The organism is Chryseobacterium sp. (assembly GCF_029240215.1).
In the GTDB taxonomy this organism is placed as follows: domain Bacteria; phylum Bacteroidota; class Bacteroidia; order Flavobacteriales; family Weeksellaceae; genus Chryseobacterium.
The window spans coordinates 518,577-535,598 of sequence record NZ_JARBTK010000003.1 but is presented as its reverse complement, the minus strand read 5'-3'; the positions used below and the strand labels follow the sequence as shown (position 1 = coordinate 535,598).

Below are 17,022 nucleotides of genomic sequence, written 5' to 3'. Positions count from 1 at the left end.
TTCTTTTTTGGTGTTGCCATAATTAAAATTACTCTTTTTATGAAAACACTCCTTAAATCTTTAATATCTAATGTCCACTTTTTGATGACGATTTACAATTAATTTTAAACTTTTTTACGGTAGAAAATTACAGGAAAAGCATCAGTTGTTCTGTGATATTATTGATAAATTGTGGGACAATTATCTTGATGATCTTTCACAAAGTTATTTAGACAAATTCAATCATGGAGAGAATTTTGAATTGTGTGGAGTTCAGTTTTTGGCTGACAAAATAAAATTTAACAATAAAGAATTATTATTTAAAGATCTTGAAATCAAGAAATACAAACATCATTATGTAATCTATTCTAATCAGGACAAATATCACAATAAAATGCTGTACTATTTAAAAGATGAAAATGCCGTAATTTTATCAAACCTTTTAACAATTATAAAAAATAATGGATCATATTGATATTAAAAAATTTCCCATCGGGGATTTTCAGGAAGGCAATACAAGTTGCGACATCGAACTGGAAAGTCATATCAAAGTCATCAAAAACTTTCCTGAAAAATTAAAAAAATTAATTGAAGATCTTTCTGACGAACAGCTCGATACACCTTACAGAAACGGAGGTTGGACGGTAAGGCAACTTGTCAATCATTTGGCAGACAGCCATGCAAACAGTTTTATCCGTTTTAAATTGGCTTTAACTGAGGATAATCCGACTATAAAACCTTACGCCGAAGCAAAATGGGCAGAACTTCAGGACAGTATCAATATTCCTATAAAACCGGCAATGAGAATGATCAAAGGAATTCATCAGAGATGGTATTTTTTACTGAAAACTTTGACCAACAAACAGTTTGAAAGAACTTTTCGCCATCCTGAAAAAGATGATGATTATAATTTAAGATATTATTTAGCACTTTACTCTTGGCATTGCAATCATCATTTTGCTCATATTGAAAATTTAAAGAAAGAAAAAGGTTGGTAAAAAAAAGTCTTCACAATAAAAAAGATTTCGATGAAATCATTGAAAGAATTTCTCATCTTTCAGAACATTCTAAAAGAAAATGGGGGAAAATGAATGTCGCCCAAATGCTTTGTCACTGTGATCTTATTCTTCAAATTGCATTAAAAAAGATAGAACTTCCTAAGATTAATTTTCTTTTTAGAGCGGTAGGGATTTTCACTAAAAAAGAGATCCAGATTTTCAATAACGGAATTCCGCACAATATGCCGAGTTTTCAAAAAGTAATCGTTAATTTTGAATGTGATTTTGAAGAATCAAAACTTTGCCTTGTAAAGACTCTCAACGAGTATTGGGAAGCCTACAAAAAGGGGAATTTGGCACAAGATCATGCGCTTTTCGGAGCTATGAAAGAAAAAGATTGGGGATTTTTAGAATACAAACATCTCAATCATCACCTGAAACAATTTAATGTATGAGTTTTTTTGATAAAATATTTGGCGGAAAACCAGAAGAAAACCAATCAAAATCTTTTTGGAATACCATAAAATCTGAGCAAGATCTGGAACAGGCAATTAAAAAGTCTTTTGAAGGAAAAATTGCCATCTTCAAACATTCTACAAGTTGCTTTATAAGTAAAACGGTTTTGAGAAATTTTGAAAGAGAAATTGAAGAAGCAGAAGAACGGGGAGCGGCATTCTACTTTCTTGATCTTTTGGCTTACAGAAGTCTTTCCAACAAAATTGCTGAAGATTTTGCAATCAGACATGAAAGCCCGCAATTGATTGTAATCGAGAACGGTAAAGCCATTAATAACGCTTCCCATCAGGATATCACCTTAAGCCAGATTATCTCATGAGCAATATGACCACTTATTTAGCAAAAGTACTCGAAGTTCCGGAGGAAAGATTGAGTCTTTGCAGTGTGCAATACGAAATAAAAAAGGTGACCAAAGGAGAACTTCTTTTACAGGAGGGAGATGTCTGCCGCAACACCTTTTTCGTTGAAAAAGGACTTTTGAGAATGTTCTCTATTGATAAAAACGGTAAAGAGCACATTATTCAGTTTGCACCGGAAAACTGGCTGATCGGTGACAGAAGCAGTTTGTATTTTAATGAAAAATCAAACTACTATATTGAAGCTATAGAAGATTCAGAAGTTTCGATTCTTCAACGTGATTTTTTCAATAATCTCTTGAAAGAATTTCCCAACAGTATCGAGAAAAATAATTTGGTTCTTCAGAAACACGTCAAAAGTTTACAAGACAGAATCAATTCTTTATTAGGTGAAACAGCCGAGGAAAGATATTTAAAATTCATAAAAATGTATCCTGACTTGCTGCTGCGAGTGCCTCAATGGATGGTTGCCTCATATCTTGGAATCACACCGGAAAGTTTGAGTCGGGTGAGGAAAGAATTGGCAAGAAAAAATTTCATTACAGATAAATAATTCTGCTATAATTTTTTAGTAAAGATTTAAAAAGCACAACACCGAATATTAATCAATATTCAGTGTTGTGATCAGCCTGTTAAGGTATTCCTGTTCTTTCAAAACTTTTTCGTAAGATTGTTTTGCATACGCAGGAGTCATCTGGTATTCTTCAGAATGAAGGATATAACTGTCATTTTCAACATATCCGTCAAAATGAATCGTAGCATATTCTTTGATAAATTTATCGATCGTTTTCCTCTTAATTTTGCATAATGTACTATTTTTAATTCTTTGTAAAGAACTTAAAATAAAAGACTTATCTCCATTAAAAGCAATGATATTGGTAATGAACTTAAAGTTTTCCTGTGGCATACTGCTTTTCTCTTGCAAAATGGTATGCGGTTTATCTTCGAAAATCATGATTAATCAGGTTTTTTTAATGATTGCTTAGATAGTTGCGTTTCCTTCAACGCCGTCAGAATTATCGGTTTTACTTCCCGAAACTGCTGCTGCGACAAAGCTTAGCATACTGACCAATTTCCCTGCTTTTGTGTCCCAATAATAGCTTTCTTTAGGCTCTACACGAATGATGGATACATTGGGATCATCTTTACCGTCAAACCATGCATTTGCCATTGCAGACCATTTTTCCTCGATCGTAGATCTATCTTTATAAATTGTTGCTTCTCCGTACACGGAAAGGTATTCCGAATCGCTGTTATTCATGAAAAATAACTGAACTCTCTTATCTTCTTTGATTTCGAAATTTTTATTACTCGCATCGCTGCTGATGAACCACAGATTTCCTGAATCGTCAGTTTCCTGAAGCCCCATAGGTCTTGAAGTAATGGGAAGGCTTTCAAGATCGGTTGCAAACATACAAAACTTCGCTTTTTCTGAAAGTTCTTTAATTTTTTTAATTGCCTCTGTGTTTGTAAGGTTTTCTTTTGACATAATATTAATATTTAAGTGTGATTTAATAAAAAAAGAGAAGGTGTAATTTCTCTGTTTTGTGGAATCTTATCGATTCTGATTTTCAACTTCAAAAATCTAACCAAAAATTCAAAAATCTTTAAATTTGTTTAAATTTTCAAAAAACACCCTATATTATTTGAAAATATTTAAAAATAACATTCAAATATGATTGAGATCACAAAAAAAATATCATTAAATTAGTGACATCAAATTACTTTTCAGAGTTGGAGAAGAAATAAAACAATAATATAAAGCTAAAAATAATAAATCCTCTTTGTATAAATTAATTTGGCATAAAATATGTGAAAAACAAATCAAAAAAATTAATCTCTAATGATATGAAAACTATTAGCTGTACCAAGTTAGATGAAGATCTCTTAAAATCTTTTGGAGGTGAAATAAAGCCTTATAAAGAAGGTGACAGAATTTTTGAACAGGGAGAAATTCCTATGTATTACTATCAGATTGTGGAAGGAAAAGTGAAGGAGAACAATCAAGACAAAGAAGGTCGGGAATTCATTCATAATATTCTGGGTGAAGGTCAGAGTTTCGGCGACTCAATGTTGTTTATTGATAAGAGATATCCGATTAATGCTGAAGCAATTACAGGCTGCAGGATCATCAGATTATCAAAGTCAAATTTTTTAAATATGCTTGAAAAACATCCGGAAGTTTCTGTTCAGATCAATTCATGCATGTCTCAAAGAATGCATTATCAATTTCTGATGATGCAGAATTTGGCTTCCAACGATCCTGTTATCAGACTTACAGGTTTACTGGAGTATCTGAAGAGCTTTCATAGTGACGATATTCCAAAGTCGTTTCAGGTACAGCTTACCAGACAACAGATTGCAAATCTTACGGGACTTCGTGTAGAGACGGTAATCAGAACCATAAAAAAAATGGAAAAAGAAAACACAGTAAAAATTGACAACAGAAAGATTTTCTACTAATCCAGAAATCTTTTAAATCAATAAAACTTATAATTTAAACCAAAAACCAATGCAATTACAAAACAAATCGGTACTCATTACAGGAGCAGACAGTGGAATAGGTAAGGCAGTAGCATTGCTTTTTGCTAAAGAAGGAGCCGACATCGCAATCGTTTATCACAGCGATGAAGAAGGGGCTGCAAAAGTAATGAAGGAGATTATCTCTATGGGAAGAAAGTCTATTATTTTACAGGGAGACGTGAATGATTCTGAATTTTGCAAAGAATCTGTAGATAAAACAGTTGCAGAATTTGGGAAATTAGACATCCTCATCAATAATGCAGGAACACAATTTCCCTCAAAAAAAATTGAAGATCTCGAAGAAAAAAACATCCGGGAAACGTTCAATTCTAATATTATTGGAATGATTCTGCTTACGAAAGCTGCTTTTCCATATTTAAAAGAAGGAAGCTCTGTAATCAATACAACCTCTGCTACGGCTTATCAAGGACATGCGGAATTACTGGATTATTCAGCAACCAAAGGCGCAATTGTATCATTTACGAGATCTCTCGCATTACAGGCAAAATCCAAAGGAATCCGCGTGAATGCAGTCGCACCAGGACCGGTTGCAACACCTCTTACCGAAGAAACTTTTGGGGAGGAGGAAGAAGACACATCAAAACCACCATTTGAACGTAATGCTACAGAAGAAGAAGTTGCACCAAGCTATCTTTTTCTTGCATCAGAACAGGCTGCACAGATTACCGGACAGGTTTTTCATCCGAACGGAGGTATCATTGTAAACGGATAAAATTTTTAATTATATTTTAAAAAGACAGGAAATTATTTTCAATAAAATATTTTCCTGTTTTTTATTTTAAGAACTTCATTTTTCTCCATACTTTTTGTTACCCGAATAACAGTTTCAACGCTCAACCCTGTAAGCGAAGCCAATTGCTGCCTCGTAAAAGGTATTTGATATGAATATTGAGACTTATTTTCATAATGACCTTTAAGATAATTCATCAATGTTTTGAGCTTATTTTCAGGGTTTTGAAAAGACATAGTCTGCATCATAATATATTTATAATACATGTTTTCTGAAATACAGCTTAAGATTTTTTCGTACAGATCAGGTTTTTCCTTCAGTAAATCAAAAAAATGTTGTTTTGGCAACCTTAGCAATCTGCAATCTTCAAAGGCAATTGCATTTACAGGATAAGATCTTTCAGTAAAAAGTACACTGACAACGGGACTTCCGCCTGTAGAAACAATACCCTGAATAAACTCTTTCCCTTGATCATTGTAATTGTTTATTTTAATTTTTCCTTTTAAAATCTGAAAATAATAAGATGGCTTGTCTCCTTCAGCAAATATTATATCATTGGTATCATAGTCTTTATAATCTGCACCGTATGAAAGTAGGAGATCTTCAATAATCATAAATAATATTTAAATAAAATGTCATTAAATGCCAAAAAACTGCTTTAAAAAGGGTCTGTTTTAATAAGGTGTAAAGAAAACGGAATTTTTATTAATGGTGAATTAATATGATACCACACAGATACCACATTATTTAAGAATATAAAGCAATGATAAATTTATTCTATCGTGATTTCGATCATAAAAAGTCAGTGATAAAATCTAATATATTTGATGTTAATCAATACAGACCAAAAAAAAAATCATTCTAAAAACCTCGAATTCATCGAAATTACATGATTTTCGAAAATACGTCTGATTGTGAATTAAAAGAGAAATAATTTAAATGTACAGAATATTTTATGAAAAATTTAGCAGAAGATGAAACTATAAGATTGGCGAAAGAAAATTCTCCACGTCTTTTGAGTAAGTTTAAAATTTTACATCCTGCTTTTTTTGAAAAACTTGCAGAAATACAACCCAATCTTCAAAATTCGGAACTTATTTTCTGCATTTACCTTAAACTGAATTTAAGCACAAAAGAAATTGCAACTTACACGTTTGTCACTCCTAAAGCCGTTCAAAACAGAAAAAACAGAATCAGAAAAAAACTCAATATTGCTTCATCTGTAGATATTTACAAATGGTTTGATGAACATTTATAAGCTTCAGATCTCATAAATTTCAGAATCCGTAAAGACAAAATAACTGCCTTTTTTAGGAATATTTCTTGTATCTAAACCCGTAAACTCACTGAAAGCCGGCAATAATAATTGCTTGGGAGTCTGGGCAAAACAAGGCAGTTTTATTCTTTTTACAGGGGAATTAATCACAAAACCTGGGTGAATATGACCGGTAATCTGGAATTTAGAATTTGATTTGTCAAAGTCGTGAACAAAAGCAATGTCATCAATTTCTAAAGAATCTGATCTTAAGTCAAGACATAGTTTTTTCTCTAATTTTTTTGAAATTTTGTCGTGATTTCCTTCCACTAGACAGAACTTTATTTCCGGGTATTGACTTTTCCAGTCACAGAATTTATCCACATCAGAGTTGTCGCCGGCGTGAAGAAGATCTCCGACAATGATAAATTTTTGGGGCTGAAAATATTCGATTAAAATAGATAATCTTTCAAGATCATTTTTCATAATATGACTCGCCAAAGCAATTCCGTTTTTGCGGAAATGAGCCGTTTTACCGATATGAAGATCTGAAAAAATCAACGCTTTTTCCTTTTCCCAAAACAATGCACGTTGATTGGTTAACGTGAAAATTTCGTTTTGAATTGTTATATTTTTTGTTGCTATGTTCATTTAAATTTCTTCTCATTTTTATCATGCCGTAGGAATCTAAACAGAGTTTGATTTGAAATGCTTAGATTCCTACGGAATGACAAACTTTACGTATATTTTTTTTAATCATTCATCTTTAATATTCCATCCTGACTGCTTAATCAATTTCTGTATTCTCGCATCCAAACCTTCGCTTGAAAGTGTCTGTCTCAAACTGTCAATCTTGATCGGGAAGCTCAAAGGTGTAAAAGTATTGGAATATTTCAAGATAATTTTTGATTTTTCAATTCGTTTAAAAGCTTCTACCAAACGCTGTTCCTGTAATTGCATATTAAAAACTTCGGTATAAGCCTGTCTCACGAGAAAATGATTCGGGTCATAATCTTCCAATACTTTGAAAATTAAACCTGCCGAACTCTGTAAAGATTTATTCGAACGTTGTTGTCCCGGAAAATTCTGAACCACCATTCCTGAAATTACGGCAATATCTCTAAATTTCCTTCGAGCCATTTCAGCCGAATTAATGCTTGAAATCACATCAATCATCAGATTATCTCGCGTCAGAATTTTCTCTAAATTATCCTCATTAAGTGGAATTTCTTTGTCACTAAACAACTCAAAACCATAATCATTCATCGCCATTGAAAAGGAAATCGGAGCCAGTTTTGAAATCCGGTAAGCTATCAAAGCAGCCATTACTTCGTGTACCAATCGCCCTTCAAAAGGATACATAAATAAATGGTAGCCTTCCCGGTTTTTAATTAATTCGACCAAAAATTCATCTTCTCTCGGAATATGTGTTTTTTTCTCCTGATTGACCAGCAACGGATGCAAAAATTTAAGTTCTTTTTCTGAAGCTTTCGGATTTAATGCGCCTGACAATTTCTCTCTTAAAAAATGTCCTAAGTTTGAACTCAAAGGCAATCTTCCGCCCAAATAACTTGGTGCAAAAGCTTTTCCCTTCGACAATCTTACGAAAACCGTCATATCTTTTACCATTGCAACTTCCAAAACACGTCCTGCTAAAATGAATTTCTCATCTCTTTTAAGTTTTGAAATAAAATATTCCTCAACCATCCCGATATAACCGCCGGAAATGAATTTCACTTTCAGCATCGCATCACTGACAATCGCGCCCATATTCATTCTGTGAAGCATTGCGATTTTTCGGGAAGTGACTTTGTGCAAACCGTCTTCCATAACCACAACTTTGTGATATTCTTCATAATTTTTCAATGCGCTTCCGCCAATTGTCAGAAAATCAATCATTCCTTTCCATTCTTCATCTCTGATTTCCTGAAAAGTATACACTTTTTTGATTCTTTTATAAACTTCATCGGGGAAAAATCCATCACCAACCGCCAAAGTCATCAGAAACTGAACCAGAACATCGAAACACAAAACCACAGGCTCACGAGGCTCAATGACTTTTTGTTTTACAGCTTCTTTTAAAGCGGCAACTTCAATTAGTTCTAAAGAATGTGTCGGAACGCAATATATTTTTGAAGTTTCAAAAGGGGAGTGACCGCTTCGTCCGGCTCGTTGCAGAAATCTTGCAACACCTTTTGCAGAACCGATTTGAATCACGGTATCAACAGGTTTAAAGTCAATTCCCAAGTCCAAAGATGAAGTAGAAACGACTGCTTTCAATTTTCCTGAACTTAAATTTTCTTCAATCCAAATTCTCAGATGGGCATCAATCGAACTGTGGTGAATAGCTATTTGTCCGGCAAAATCGGGATATGCATTCAGCAAAAGCTGATACCACATTTCACTCTGACTTCGGGTATTCGTAAAAACAATCGTCGATTTTGATTCTAAAATGATAGGAACGACTTTGTCTGCCAGTTTTGCTCCCAAATGTCCTGCCCAAGGCAAAATCTCAACTTCATCCGGAAAAACAGGAATGATGTCAATTTTTTTAAGTTCTTTAGCCGTAATTTTTGTTTTTTTGATGTCATACGGAATTAAGACTTCCTGCGCTTCATCGAGGTTTCCAATGGTTGCGGTAATTCCCCAGATTTTAATTTTCGGAACGTAATGAACAAGTTGCGAAATTCCCAGTTCGACCATTACACCACGTTTTGAACCCAACAATTCGTGCCATTCATCCACCGCAACACAATGCATATTTGTGAAGAATCGCGGATGATTTTTCTGAGCTAAAAGCAAGTGTAAACTTTCAGGAGTAACAACCAGAATTTCAGGCATATTTTTGACCTGTTGTTGTCTGACTTTCGGGTCAGTGTCACCATTTCTTACTCCAACAGACCAGTCCAGACCAATCTCATCAATCGCTTCCTGCATTGCTTTGGCGATGTCTTTTGAAAGCGAACGGAGTGGTGTAATCCAAATCATTTTCAGTCCTTTTTTGTACTTATCTGGATAAGTCAGGAAGTCTGAAATTAAAGCTAAAAATATTGAGAATGTCTTACCAAAACCCGTCGGAGCCACTACCATTCCGCTGTAACCATTGCCAAATTTCTTCCAGGTATCAACCTGAAATTTGAATGGGGAATTGCCTTTTTCCATCATCCAGTTTTGAATGATTTTGAAGCCTTCGGTATTTTCGTAGTTGCTCAATTATTAATTTTATTTTAACGCGAAGTTCGCAAGGTTTTGTTCTAAATTTTTGAAAACATTTTCCGTTCGCAAAGACGTTTCACTCAGCCAAGACAGACTGCTATCCCTTGCGAACGGAAAATATGCAGGAAGTTGTAAAATATCTTTGTGCACATTGCTTCTTAAAAATTTACTGTATCAATTTCTTAATCTCTTCAATATCATCAATATCATTCACCGTCTTATCTTTCCGCCATCTTAAAATCCTCGGGAAACGCAATGCCACACCGCTTTTGTGACGGTTACTGAAGCCAATTCCTTCAAACGCAATTTCAAAAACCAACTCCGCTTTAACTGTACGAACCGGGCCAAATTTTTCAATTGCATTTTTATTTACAAACTTGCTGACCTCCATTATTTCTTTGTCGGTCAATCCGGAATAAGCTTTGGCAATCGTGACCAGTTTATCGCCACTTTTCACTGCAAAACTATAATCAGTATAATAAGCGCTTCGTCGTCCGCTTCCTTTTTGGGCATAAATGAGAACCGCATCAATCGTCAACGGACTGATTTTCCATTTCCACCAATCTCCTTTTTTACGTCCGGAATGATAGTGTGAATTTTTCTGCTTCAACATTAATCCTTCACTGTTTATTTCCCTTGAATTTTCTCTGATTAAATCTAATTTGCTCCAATCTTCAAAATCAATTGGCTGAGAAATTTTAATGTTTCCTGGAGCCTCATTCAACAATAATTCTTCCAGCATTGCTCTTCTGGCAGAAATCGGTTTTTCCCTTAAATCCGTTCCTTCGAGTTCAAGAATATCATAAGCAAAAACTTCAATCGGAATTTCGGCGAGCATTTTCTTGGTTAAAGTTTTGCGATTTAAACGTTTTTGTAATTCATTAAAATTTAAAACGTTACCTTCCTTTACCGCAAGTATTTCTCCATCAATCACAAAGTTACCTTTCATTGCTTTTACAGTTTCCGCAATTTCGGGAAATTGTTCCGTAACCAATTCTTCTCCTCGAGACCAGATAAAAACTTCGTCATTTCTTCTGATGATTTGTCCACGAATTCCGTCCCATTTATATTCGATGAGCCATTCGTCGGGTTTTCCTAAATCTTCCAAGTCTTTTTCCAAAGGATAAGCGAGACAAAAAGGGTAGGGTTTTGAGTTATCTGGATTGATATTTTCTGCTGAAATCAGTTCCTGAAATGAAACTTCGTCCGGTTGCCATTTTCCCATCAGACTGTGCATCAAAGTGCTTGCTTCCTGTCCGGAAAATTTAGTTAAAGAATTAATCAAAGTTTTCCCTGAAACGCCAATTCTGAAACTTCCGCCTAATAGTTTATTGAAAATCAATCGTTCTGTATAATCCAAACCATTCCAGGAATTGAGAACAAATTCTTTTTTTTCTGAATCTGATTTAGTTTTTAATCCGATAATTTCGTTCATCCATTCAGACAGCGTTTTTTCAATTTTTTCCTTTGGTGGCGGAAGAATCAGTGATAAAGTCTCGCCTAAATCTCCAACCGAAGAATAACTTTCCTGGAAGAGCCAAAACGGTAATTGGGTAATTTCCAATGCCCATTCTTTCATATAGTTGGTGTTCACATTTCGCTTAGGTCTCTTGCCTGTAAAAAGAGCGATAAACCACAATTTATCATCATCAGGCGCACGCTCAAGATAATTGATGATGGCGTCGATTTTTGCATTTGTTTTATTGGTGCTTTCCAAAGCGTTGATGAGTTCTGCGAAATTTTTCATTCTAATCTTTTCTTTATTTGGGCAGCTTTATCCGCCTTCCGTTCCCAATCTTTTTTTGCTAGACGTTTTGTCATTTAGTTGAAATCTGCGTTTACGCAAAAAAAGGATTTCCACTCAAGTCGGGCTGCGAGCAATTCGGCGTTTAAAACTAATTGTTGAGTGCCGTTCCTACGGAACTCAAACTTTTATTATGCCTTATTACTATAAACATTTCGCTCCTACGGAGCTGTTAAAAAGTATTCAGCATTTTTAAAAATTCGTTCTGAAAGTATGCTATCAAAGTTCAAAACCTTGAAAAGGCAACTTCGAAAGTCAATCATTATTTATTACTACTTCTTTTTCAGTAACTTCATCATCACCATCACCATACAGGGTTTCCACAACATCAGATTTAATTCCGAGTTCGTTTAAATATTTCGAGAAAACTTCGGTTTGTCCGTGTGTTACGTGAACAATTTCTGCTTCCGTAGCTTTTATAGCTTGCAATAATCCTTTCCAATCTGCGTGGTCGCTCATCGGAAAACCTGCGTCCATACTTCGCCATCTTCTGGCACCTCGAACCTGCATCCAGCCGGAACAAATCGCAGTGGCAGCATCCGGAATTTTCTTGATGACATTACTGTCCAACAAAGCCGGCGGAACAATCACAATGTCACCTGCAACCTGTTTGATACTTTCCCTGAAATCGGGAACTTCATAATCGGGAAGGACGATTCCGACTTCTTCAAAGGCCTTATTGAGCTTTCCAATCGAATAATGGACGTGGATTTTTCCCATTCCTTCAACGGCTTTCATAATTCTTTGAGCTTTACCCAAAGAATAACCGATAAAAACTGAGGTCTTTTGATTTTCCTGATTTCGTAAAACCCAATTCTGAAGTCTTTTGTTTAAATCCGGAACTTCGAGCCAATTGTAAATAGGAAGCCCGAAAGTGCTTTCAGTAACAAATTCATTGCATTTTACGAGTTCAAAAGGTGTACTCAAGCCATCATCCTGGACTTTATAATCTCCTGAAACTACACTCACATAACCTTTATATTCCAAACGAATCTGTGCCGAACCAATGATATGACCAGCAGGATGAAGAGAAAGTTTCACACCATTAATATCCAAAACCTCGCCGTACTGCAAGGTCTGACATTCGATGTCCGGAGAAATTCTTTGGTGTAAAATAGGTTTGGTAAAGTGGTGACAAAGATATTTTTTCATTCCCCATCTTGCGTGATCGGCGTGACCGTGCGTAATGACTGCGAAATCGACAGGTCGCCACGGATCAATGTAAAATTTTCCTTGTGGACAGTAAATACCTTTGTTTGTGAATGTGATTAGTTTCAAAAGAGATTATATTGGTGTATTTTGAATATTCAAAAACCTAACCAATTTGTCAAGAAACTGTAGATATTTTAAACTTGATCTATTGTAAGTTGTAGTGAATTTTTCTTCAACAAATCTTTATAGTATTCAGAAGGTGTTTTTCCTATAATTTCTTTAAAATAGCGGTTAAAGGAAGATTTTGATTTAAAACCTGCATCGTAAGCAAACGATAAAAAATTGATGTTGTCATTTCTCTCGATTGCCAATTCCACACTTTTTTTAAAATATTCTATCCGATATTCGTTGATATAGCGATAAAACGGTTTATTTTTATAGCTGTTCAGCATTTCACTGATTTGGTATTTATTAATTTCTGTTTTTGAAGCTAATGAATCTAAAGTCAGGTCACAATCTCTAAAAAGTTGTTTTGTTCCTACAAAATCATCCAATTTAAGCCAGATATCTTTGAATTTGTTATCATAATCTATTGTATTAACCCATATTTTTTTCTCGGCATCAGTGTTTTTAATCTCTAACTGAACATTTGATTCAGAATTATTTACAATTTCTGTTTTAAAGTTTTTTCTGATTATTAAAAGACAAATAATTAATAGAAGAAAATAAGAAACGCTTCTTAGAGCAATATTTACAATTTCAATACTTTGCGGAAAAAACTGAAGAAGTATTTTAGAAATAACAACTAAAGATTCCATTAATAGAATACAGGCTGAAATTCTTAGGATTACATCAAATTCATTCTTATCAGAAATAAGATTTTTATTTTTTCTGATGATCAAAATACTTTTTAAAGGATAATATAAATTGACAGCAAAAATCAACCCCAAACTAAAGCTATTATAACTGTCTAAAAGATGATGATTTACTTTATTGAGAATAATAAAAACACATGAAATCGTAAAGTAAGCGATCATTAAAACAAAAAGAGGAATGAAAATAAACCATTTTTGCGGCAAAGAAAAATCCTTTTTTGTCTTGGTAAGTGTGTAAAGATAGATCAAAGGTCCATAACAAACCGAGATAAACGTATTCATCTGCTGTCTGATACTTTCATCGGGTATAAATCTGAAAATAACGAACTTGATTGTGAGATGTACAGCAATCGCAGAAAGCAGAAAAATAAACAGATAATTAGACAGTACTTTTTTCTCTTTGACAATCAACAGCCAAAGCGCAACAAGTGCCTGAAAAGCCCCGATTATAATAATATATTGCATTCTTCCTTTAGGTTTGTACAAAGTAAATACAAAATCAATATTTTATCATTGAGAATACTGTTATATATCTATTAAACATTTCAAAAATGATTTAATACACAGTTCATAAATAAATAACAAATAGTTCAACCTATTTAATTTACTTATAATCAATTAGTTAAAAGTATCAATCCAACGAGTGATACGTTTTGATTGATGATTTTTTTCTCAGGACGAATACAAACGATAAACCGTCCAATTTTGCAGAAAAAAATAAATCAATGAAAAATTCTACTGGTTTTTTAAAACAGAGGTCGAGAATCATTCAGGTATCTGCATTTTTTCTAATGGCATCTTTTGGAACCATTCATGCACAGATTATTAAAGGAACTGTTGTCGGAAAAACAAACGGAGCTCTTCCCGGCGCAAATATTTCTATCGTTGATGAAGATGCAAAAGCTGCATCATCTTTAGATGGAGATTTCAACTTACTTTCTCCGAAATTGGGTGAAGTCAATCTTAAAATAGAATACATCGGTTACGAAACCAAATACTTCCCAATCACAGTAAAAGAAGGTACCAATGACATCGGATACATCACGATTGATCCTGAAAATCTTGCCACTAAAGATAAATTGAAAGACATTCAGGAAGTTACCATTACAAGACCGAATGCATTAACACAGGCAAAGGCTTACGAGATAAAAAAGAACAATAATGCCATCATGGAAGTTATAGCTGCTGATGCGATCGGAAAACTTCCGGACAGAAATGCGGCGGAAGCTGTACAGAGGGTTCAGGGAGTAGCTGTCGCAAGATATCACGGTGAAGCAGATCAGGCGACTGTAAGAGGAACTCCTTTTGCGTGGACTTCGGCCTTGTTTAACGGAAACCGACTTCCGAGTGCCAATGTTTTGGGAAACAGATCCTTCGTTTTGGATGTTGTTCCTTCGGAATTGATTCAGTTTGTGCAGGTTGCTAAAGCGGTAACTCCCGATATGGACGGTGATGCGATCGGTGGAAGTATCAACTTCATTACAAGAACGGCTCCTGCAAAGAAAACATTAAGCGTAAGCGGAGCAGGAGGTTACAATACTTTTTCACAGGACGGAACTTATAATGCATCTGTGGTTTATGGTGACCGTTTCTTTAAAAATAAACTGGGAGTACTTTTATCTGGAGCGATTTGGGACAGACAGTGGGGTGCAGATTCTTTTGATGTGACTTATAACACCAATGCAGCCAATGATGTTGAAAGAAAATCGATCAATACCGTGATGATGAAAAGATACATGGGAACGAGAAGAACAATTGGTTTGAATGGTGGATTGGAATATAAATTCAACGCCAACAATAAAGTTTATTTCCGTGGAATGTTTAATAAATTTGATGACATCCGTCCGGTTTATGAAACGTATGTAGATTATACAAATACCCGTTATCAATATAATTTCAGATATTCTCATTACCAGACAGAATTGTACGGAATGGAATTGGGTGGTGAGCACAGTCTTACTTCAAAATTAAGTTTAGACTGGATGTTGAGTGATTATTCTGCGAAATATTTCTTAGACACCCCTCCTACAAATGACACAAAAGGACTTCCTATTGCAACTTTCAGACAAAAAATAAACGGAGGTTTCAACAATCTTACAAATGGAAAACGGTATTGGGGATTTGATTCTCCATCGGGAATAGGTGGTGAATATATGGATTACAGCTCGGATATTGCTAATCCTAGCGATGTGATGAGTGCCAACAAATTACTTCTTTCTCAATTGGTGATTTCTAAATTAGATAATAACGAAAGAGATAAAATTGGAAGAGTCAATTTCAAGTATGATATCAATTCAAATATTACCTTAAAAGCCGGTGCAAAATACCGTGAAAAAGATCGTACAAGTACATTTGGTTACAATGCAGTTTATCTTCCATCAGCTGGTAATTCTTTAACACTTTCTCAGTTGGCAACTTCGGAACCGCCAAAAGGAACATCTTTCTTAGGAAATATGAACGGAAATTATGATCAGTATGTCATGAATCCGCCAACGAAAGATCAGCTTTTTAATTTGTTTTCGCCACAGACTTTACAACAAAACGGCTTTAATGAATTAAATGATCCTGCGAGAAATACGAGTCTTTACACAGGTGAAGAATCAGTTTTTGCAGCATATGCAATGGCAGAAATCAAAGCGACAGATAAATTTAAAATTATCGGAGGTTTCAGAAATGAATCTACAAGATTAACATTAAATGGTTCAAAATTAACCAAACAAGGAACTGTTTCTACTTTAAGTCCATCTGTAGTTGAAAGTAATTACGATGCTTTTTTACCGATGCTTCATTTGCGTTACAATTTTTCGCCGAAAGCCAACGTAAGGTTTGCTTATACTAAATCGTTTATCAGACCCAATTTTGGTGATATGTCTCCGGGATCAAGCATTGACAATTCGTCATTTGTCATTACGCGAGGAAATCCTGATCTGAAGCCTACTTTCAGCCAGAATCTTGATTTGATGGGAGAATATTATTTCAACAATATTGGTATACTTTCAGGAGGTGTATTTTATAAAAAAATCTCAGACATTGTTTTCTCTGATACTTCTGTGATGAATATCGACGGAACAAATTACACGGTAACTCAGTCAAAAAACCTTCAGGATTCAAAATTATTAGGATTTGAAGCGGGAATTAACAAGCGTCTTGATTTTCTACCGGGCTTCTGGAATGGTTTCGGAGTAGAATTCAATTATACTTATATCGATTCAGAAGTTGAAGTTCCGAGAACGGCCAATATTTTTGATAAGACTTCTTTACCGAATCAGTCTAAAAGTCTATTCAACGCCATTTTATACTACGAGAGTAACAAAGTGATGGTTCGTTTGGCGGGAAATTACAGAGGGAAATCAGTTGAAACGATCAACCAAAAATTGGGGCCGGATTATTATATCTGGTCAGATAAAAACTTCACGATTGATTTCTCGGCAAGTTATGACATCACTTCAAAAGTTAAAGTATTTATTGAATTGAATAATTTAAGCAATGAAAGCTTAAGACTTTACATGGGAGACAACAAGAAAAGAATTACTTCAAACGAATGGTACGGAAGCAGAGGACAACTGGGAGTTCGTTGGCAAATATTTTAAAATTTAT

Annotated in this window: 17 protein-coding genes; 9 read left to right on the top strand and 8 right to left on the bottom strand. The window is 34.6% G+C overall.

Features of this window, described 5'->3' with window-relative positions:
* Positions 1-145: 145 nt before the first annotated feature.
* Genes K0R77_RS09625 through K0R77_RS09605 form a run of 5 tightly spaced genes read left to right on the top strand, consistent with a single transcriptional unit; the run spans position 146 to position 2,402 of the window.
* Positions 146-454, top strand: a complete 309-nt coding sequence (locus tag K0R77_RS09625) for a hypothetical protein (protein ID WP_300351713.1) — start codon at positions 146-148, stop codon at positions 452-454.
* Positions 441-977, top strand: a complete 537-nt coding sequence (locus K0R77_RS09620; protein WP_300351711.1) for a YfiT family bacillithiol transferase — start codon at positions 441-443, stop codon at positions 975-977. Before K0R77_RS09625 ends, K0R77_RS09620 begins: the two co-directional genes overlap by 14 nt.
* A complete protein-coding gene (locus K0R77_RS09615) occupies positions 971-1,432 on the top strand; it encodes a DUF1569 domain-containing protein (RefSeq protein WP_300351709.1) in 462 nt (153 codons plus the stop codon). The genes K0R77_RS09620 and K0R77_RS09615 overlap by 7 nt, the downstream gene beginning before the upstream one ends.
* The gene (gene ytxJ, locus K0R77_RS09610; protein WP_300351706.1) at positions 1,429-1,812 is read left to right on the top strand and encodes a bacillithiol system redox-active protein YtxJ; all 384 of its coding nucleotides are present in this window, start codon (positions 1,429-1,431) and stop codon (positions 1,810-1,812) included. Before K0R77_RS09615 ends, ytxJ begins: the two co-directional genes overlap by 4 nt.
* Positions 1,809-2,402, top strand: coding sequence for a Crp/Fnr family transcriptional regulator (locus tag K0R77_RS09605; protein WP_300351703.1), 594 nt, complete (start codon positions 1,809-1,811; stop codon positions 2,400-2,402). Before ytxJ ends, K0R77_RS09605 begins: the two co-directional genes overlap by 4 nt.
* A 48-nt stretch (positions 2,403-2,450) precedes the next feature.
* Here K0R77_RS09605 and K0R77_RS09600 read toward each other — a convergent pair whose 3' ends face one another.
* Together K0R77_RS09600 and K0R77_RS09595 are read right to left on the bottom strand one after the other, a co-directional pair.
* Complete coding sequence (locus K0R77_RS09600) at positions 2,451-2,804, bottom strand: hypothetical protein (RefSeq protein WP_300351700.1); 354 nt, start codon at positions 2,802-2,804, stop codon at positions 2,451-2,453.
* Positions 2,805-2,831: 27 nt separating this feature from the next.
* Entirely contained in the window at positions 2,832-3,338 is a 507-nt protein-coding gene (locus K0R77_RS09595) for a pyridoxamine 5'-phosphate oxidase family protein (protein ID WP_300351697.1), read from the bottom strand.
* Between the two features lie 359 nt (positions 3,339-3,697).
* On the opposite strand from K0R77_RS09595, the gene K0R77_RS09590 reads away from it, so the two are divergent.
* Together K0R77_RS09590 and K0R77_RS09585 are read left to right on the top strand one after the other, a co-directional pair.
* Positions 3,698-4,312, top strand: coding sequence for a Crp/Fnr family transcriptional regulator (locus K0R77_RS09590; protein WP_300351695.1), 615 nt, complete (start codon positions 3,698-3,700; stop codon positions 4,310-4,312).
* A 49-nt stretch (positions 4,313-4,361) separates the two neighbouring features.
* The gene (locus K0R77_RS09585; protein ID WP_300351692.1) at positions 4,362-5,105 is read left to right on the top strand and encodes an SDR family oxidoreductase; all 744 of its coding nucleotides are present in this window, start codon (positions 4,362-4,364) and stop codon (positions 5,103-5,105) included.
* A gap of 38 nt (positions 5,106-5,143) precedes the next feature.
* Here the strand turns inward: K0R77_RS09585 and K0R77_RS09580 are convergent, their stop codons facing one another.
* Positions 5,144-5,737, bottom strand: a complete 594-nt coding sequence (locus tag K0R77_RS09580) for a Crp/Fnr family transcriptional regulator (RefSeq protein WP_300351689.1) — start codon at positions 5,735-5,737, stop codon at positions 5,144-5,146.
* 341 nt (positions 5,738-6,078) lie between these two features.
* Here K0R77_RS09580 and K0R77_RS09575 point away from each other — a divergent pair, with 341 nt between their 5' ends.
* Complete coding sequence (locus tag K0R77_RS09575; protein ID WP_300351686.1) at positions 6,079-6,381, top strand: LuxR C-terminal-related transcriptional regulator; 303 nt, start codon at positions 6,079-6,081, stop codon at positions 6,379-6,381.
* Positions 6,382-6,384: 3 nt separating this feature from the next.
* Here K0R77_RS09575 and pdeM read toward each other — a convergent pair whose 3' ends face one another.
* From pdeM to K0R77_RS09550, 5 genes are all read right to left on the bottom strand, one after another.
* The gene (gene pdeM, locus K0R77_RS09570; protein ID WP_300351683.1) at positions 6,385-7,029 is read right to left on the bottom strand and encodes a ligase-associated DNA damage response endonuclease PdeM; all 645 of its coding nucleotides are present in this window, start codon (positions 7,027-7,029) and stop codon (positions 6,385-6,387) included.
* 105 nt (positions 7,030-7,134) lie between these two features.
* Complete coding sequence (locus tag K0R77_RS09565; RefSeq protein WP_300351680.1) at positions 7,135-9,591, bottom strand: ligase-associated DNA damage response DEXH box helicase; 2,457 nt, start codon at positions 9,589-9,591, stop codon at positions 7,135-7,137.
* 169 nt (positions 9,592-9,760) lie between these two features.
* Positions 9,761-11,341 carry an ATP-dependent DNA ligase gene (locus K0R77_RS09560; RefSeq protein ID WP_300351677.1) on the bottom strand — a complete coding sequence of 527 codons (1,581 nt, stop codon included), beginning with the start codon at positions 11,339-11,341 and terminating at the stop codon, positions 9,761-9,763.
* Positions 11,342-11,653: 312 nt separating this feature from the next.
* Positions 11,654-12,676 (bottom strand): ligase-associated DNA damage response exonuclease, encoded by a 1,023-nt coding sequence (locus K0R77_RS09555; RefSeq protein WP_300351674.1) that lies wholly within the window; start codon positions 12,674-12,676, stop codon positions 11,654-11,656.
* 68 nt (positions 12,677-12,744) lie between these two features.
* On the bottom strand, positions 12,745-13,890 hold the full coding sequence (locus K0R77_RS09550) for an AraC family transcriptional regulator (RefSeq protein WP_300351671.1): 1,146 nt from the start codon (positions 13,888-13,890) through the stop codon (positions 12,745-12,747).
* A gap of 260 nt (positions 13,891-14,150) precedes the next feature.
* Here K0R77_RS09550 and K0R77_RS09545 point away from each other — a divergent pair, with 260 nt between their 5' ends.
* On the top strand, positions 14,151-17,015 hold the full coding sequence (locus K0R77_RS09545; protein ID WP_300351668.1) for a TonB-dependent receptor: 2,865 nt from the start codon (positions 14,151-14,153) through the stop codon (positions 17,013-17,015).
* The last annotated feature ends 7 nt before the right edge of the window (positions 17,016-17,022 follow it).

Coding starts and splice junctions, on each gene's coding strand:
- K0R77_RS09620 (WP_300351711.1), top strand. CDS start 441: ATGGATCATATTGATATTAAAAAATTTCCCATCGGGGATTTTCAGGAA.
- ytxJ (WP_300351706.1), top strand. CDS start 1,429: ATGAGTTTTTTTGATAAAATATTTGGCGGAAAACCAGAAGAAAACCAA.
- K0R77_RS09605 (WP_300351703.1), top strand. CDS start 1,809: ATGAGCAATATGACCACTTATTTAGCAAAAGTACTCGAAGTTCCGGAG.
- K0R77_RS09600 (WP_300351700.1), bottom strand. CDS start 2,804: ATGATTTTCGAAGATAAACCGCATACCATTTTGCAAGAGAAAAGCAGT.
- K0R77_RS09595 (WP_300351697.1), bottom strand. CDS start 3,338: ATGTCAAAAGAAAACCTTACAAACACAGAGGCAATTAAAAAAATTAAA.
- K0R77_RS09590 (WP_300351695.1), top strand. CDS start 3,698: ATGAAAACTATTAGCTGTACCAAGTTAGATGAAGATCTCTTAAAATCT.
- K0R77_RS09585 (WP_300351692.1), top strand. CDS start 4,362: ATGCAATTACAAAACAAATCGGTACTCATTACAGGAGCAGACAGTGGA.
- K0R77_RS09580 (WP_300351689.1), bottom strand. CDS start 5,737: ATGATTATTGAAGATCTCCTACTTTCATACGGTGCAGATTATAAAGAC.
- K0R77_RS09575 (WP_300351686.1), top strand. CDS start 6,079: ATGAAAAATTTAGCAGAAGATGAAACTATAAGATTGGCGAAAGAAAAT.
- pdeM (WP_300351683.1), bottom strand. CDS start 7,029: ATGAACATAGCAACAAAAAATATAACAATTCAAAACGAAATTTTCACG.
- K0R77_RS09560 (WP_300351677.1), bottom strand. CDS start 11,341: ATGAAAAATTTCGCAGAACTCATCAACGCTTTGGAAAGCACCAATAAA.
- K0R77_RS09550 (WP_300351671.1), bottom strand. CDS start 13,890: ATGCAATATATTATTATAATCGGGGCTTTTCAGGCACTTGTTGCGCTT.
- K0R77_RS09545 (WP_300351668.1), top strand. CDS start 14,151: ATGAAAAATTCTACTGGTTTTTTAAAACAGAGGTCGAGAATCATTCAG.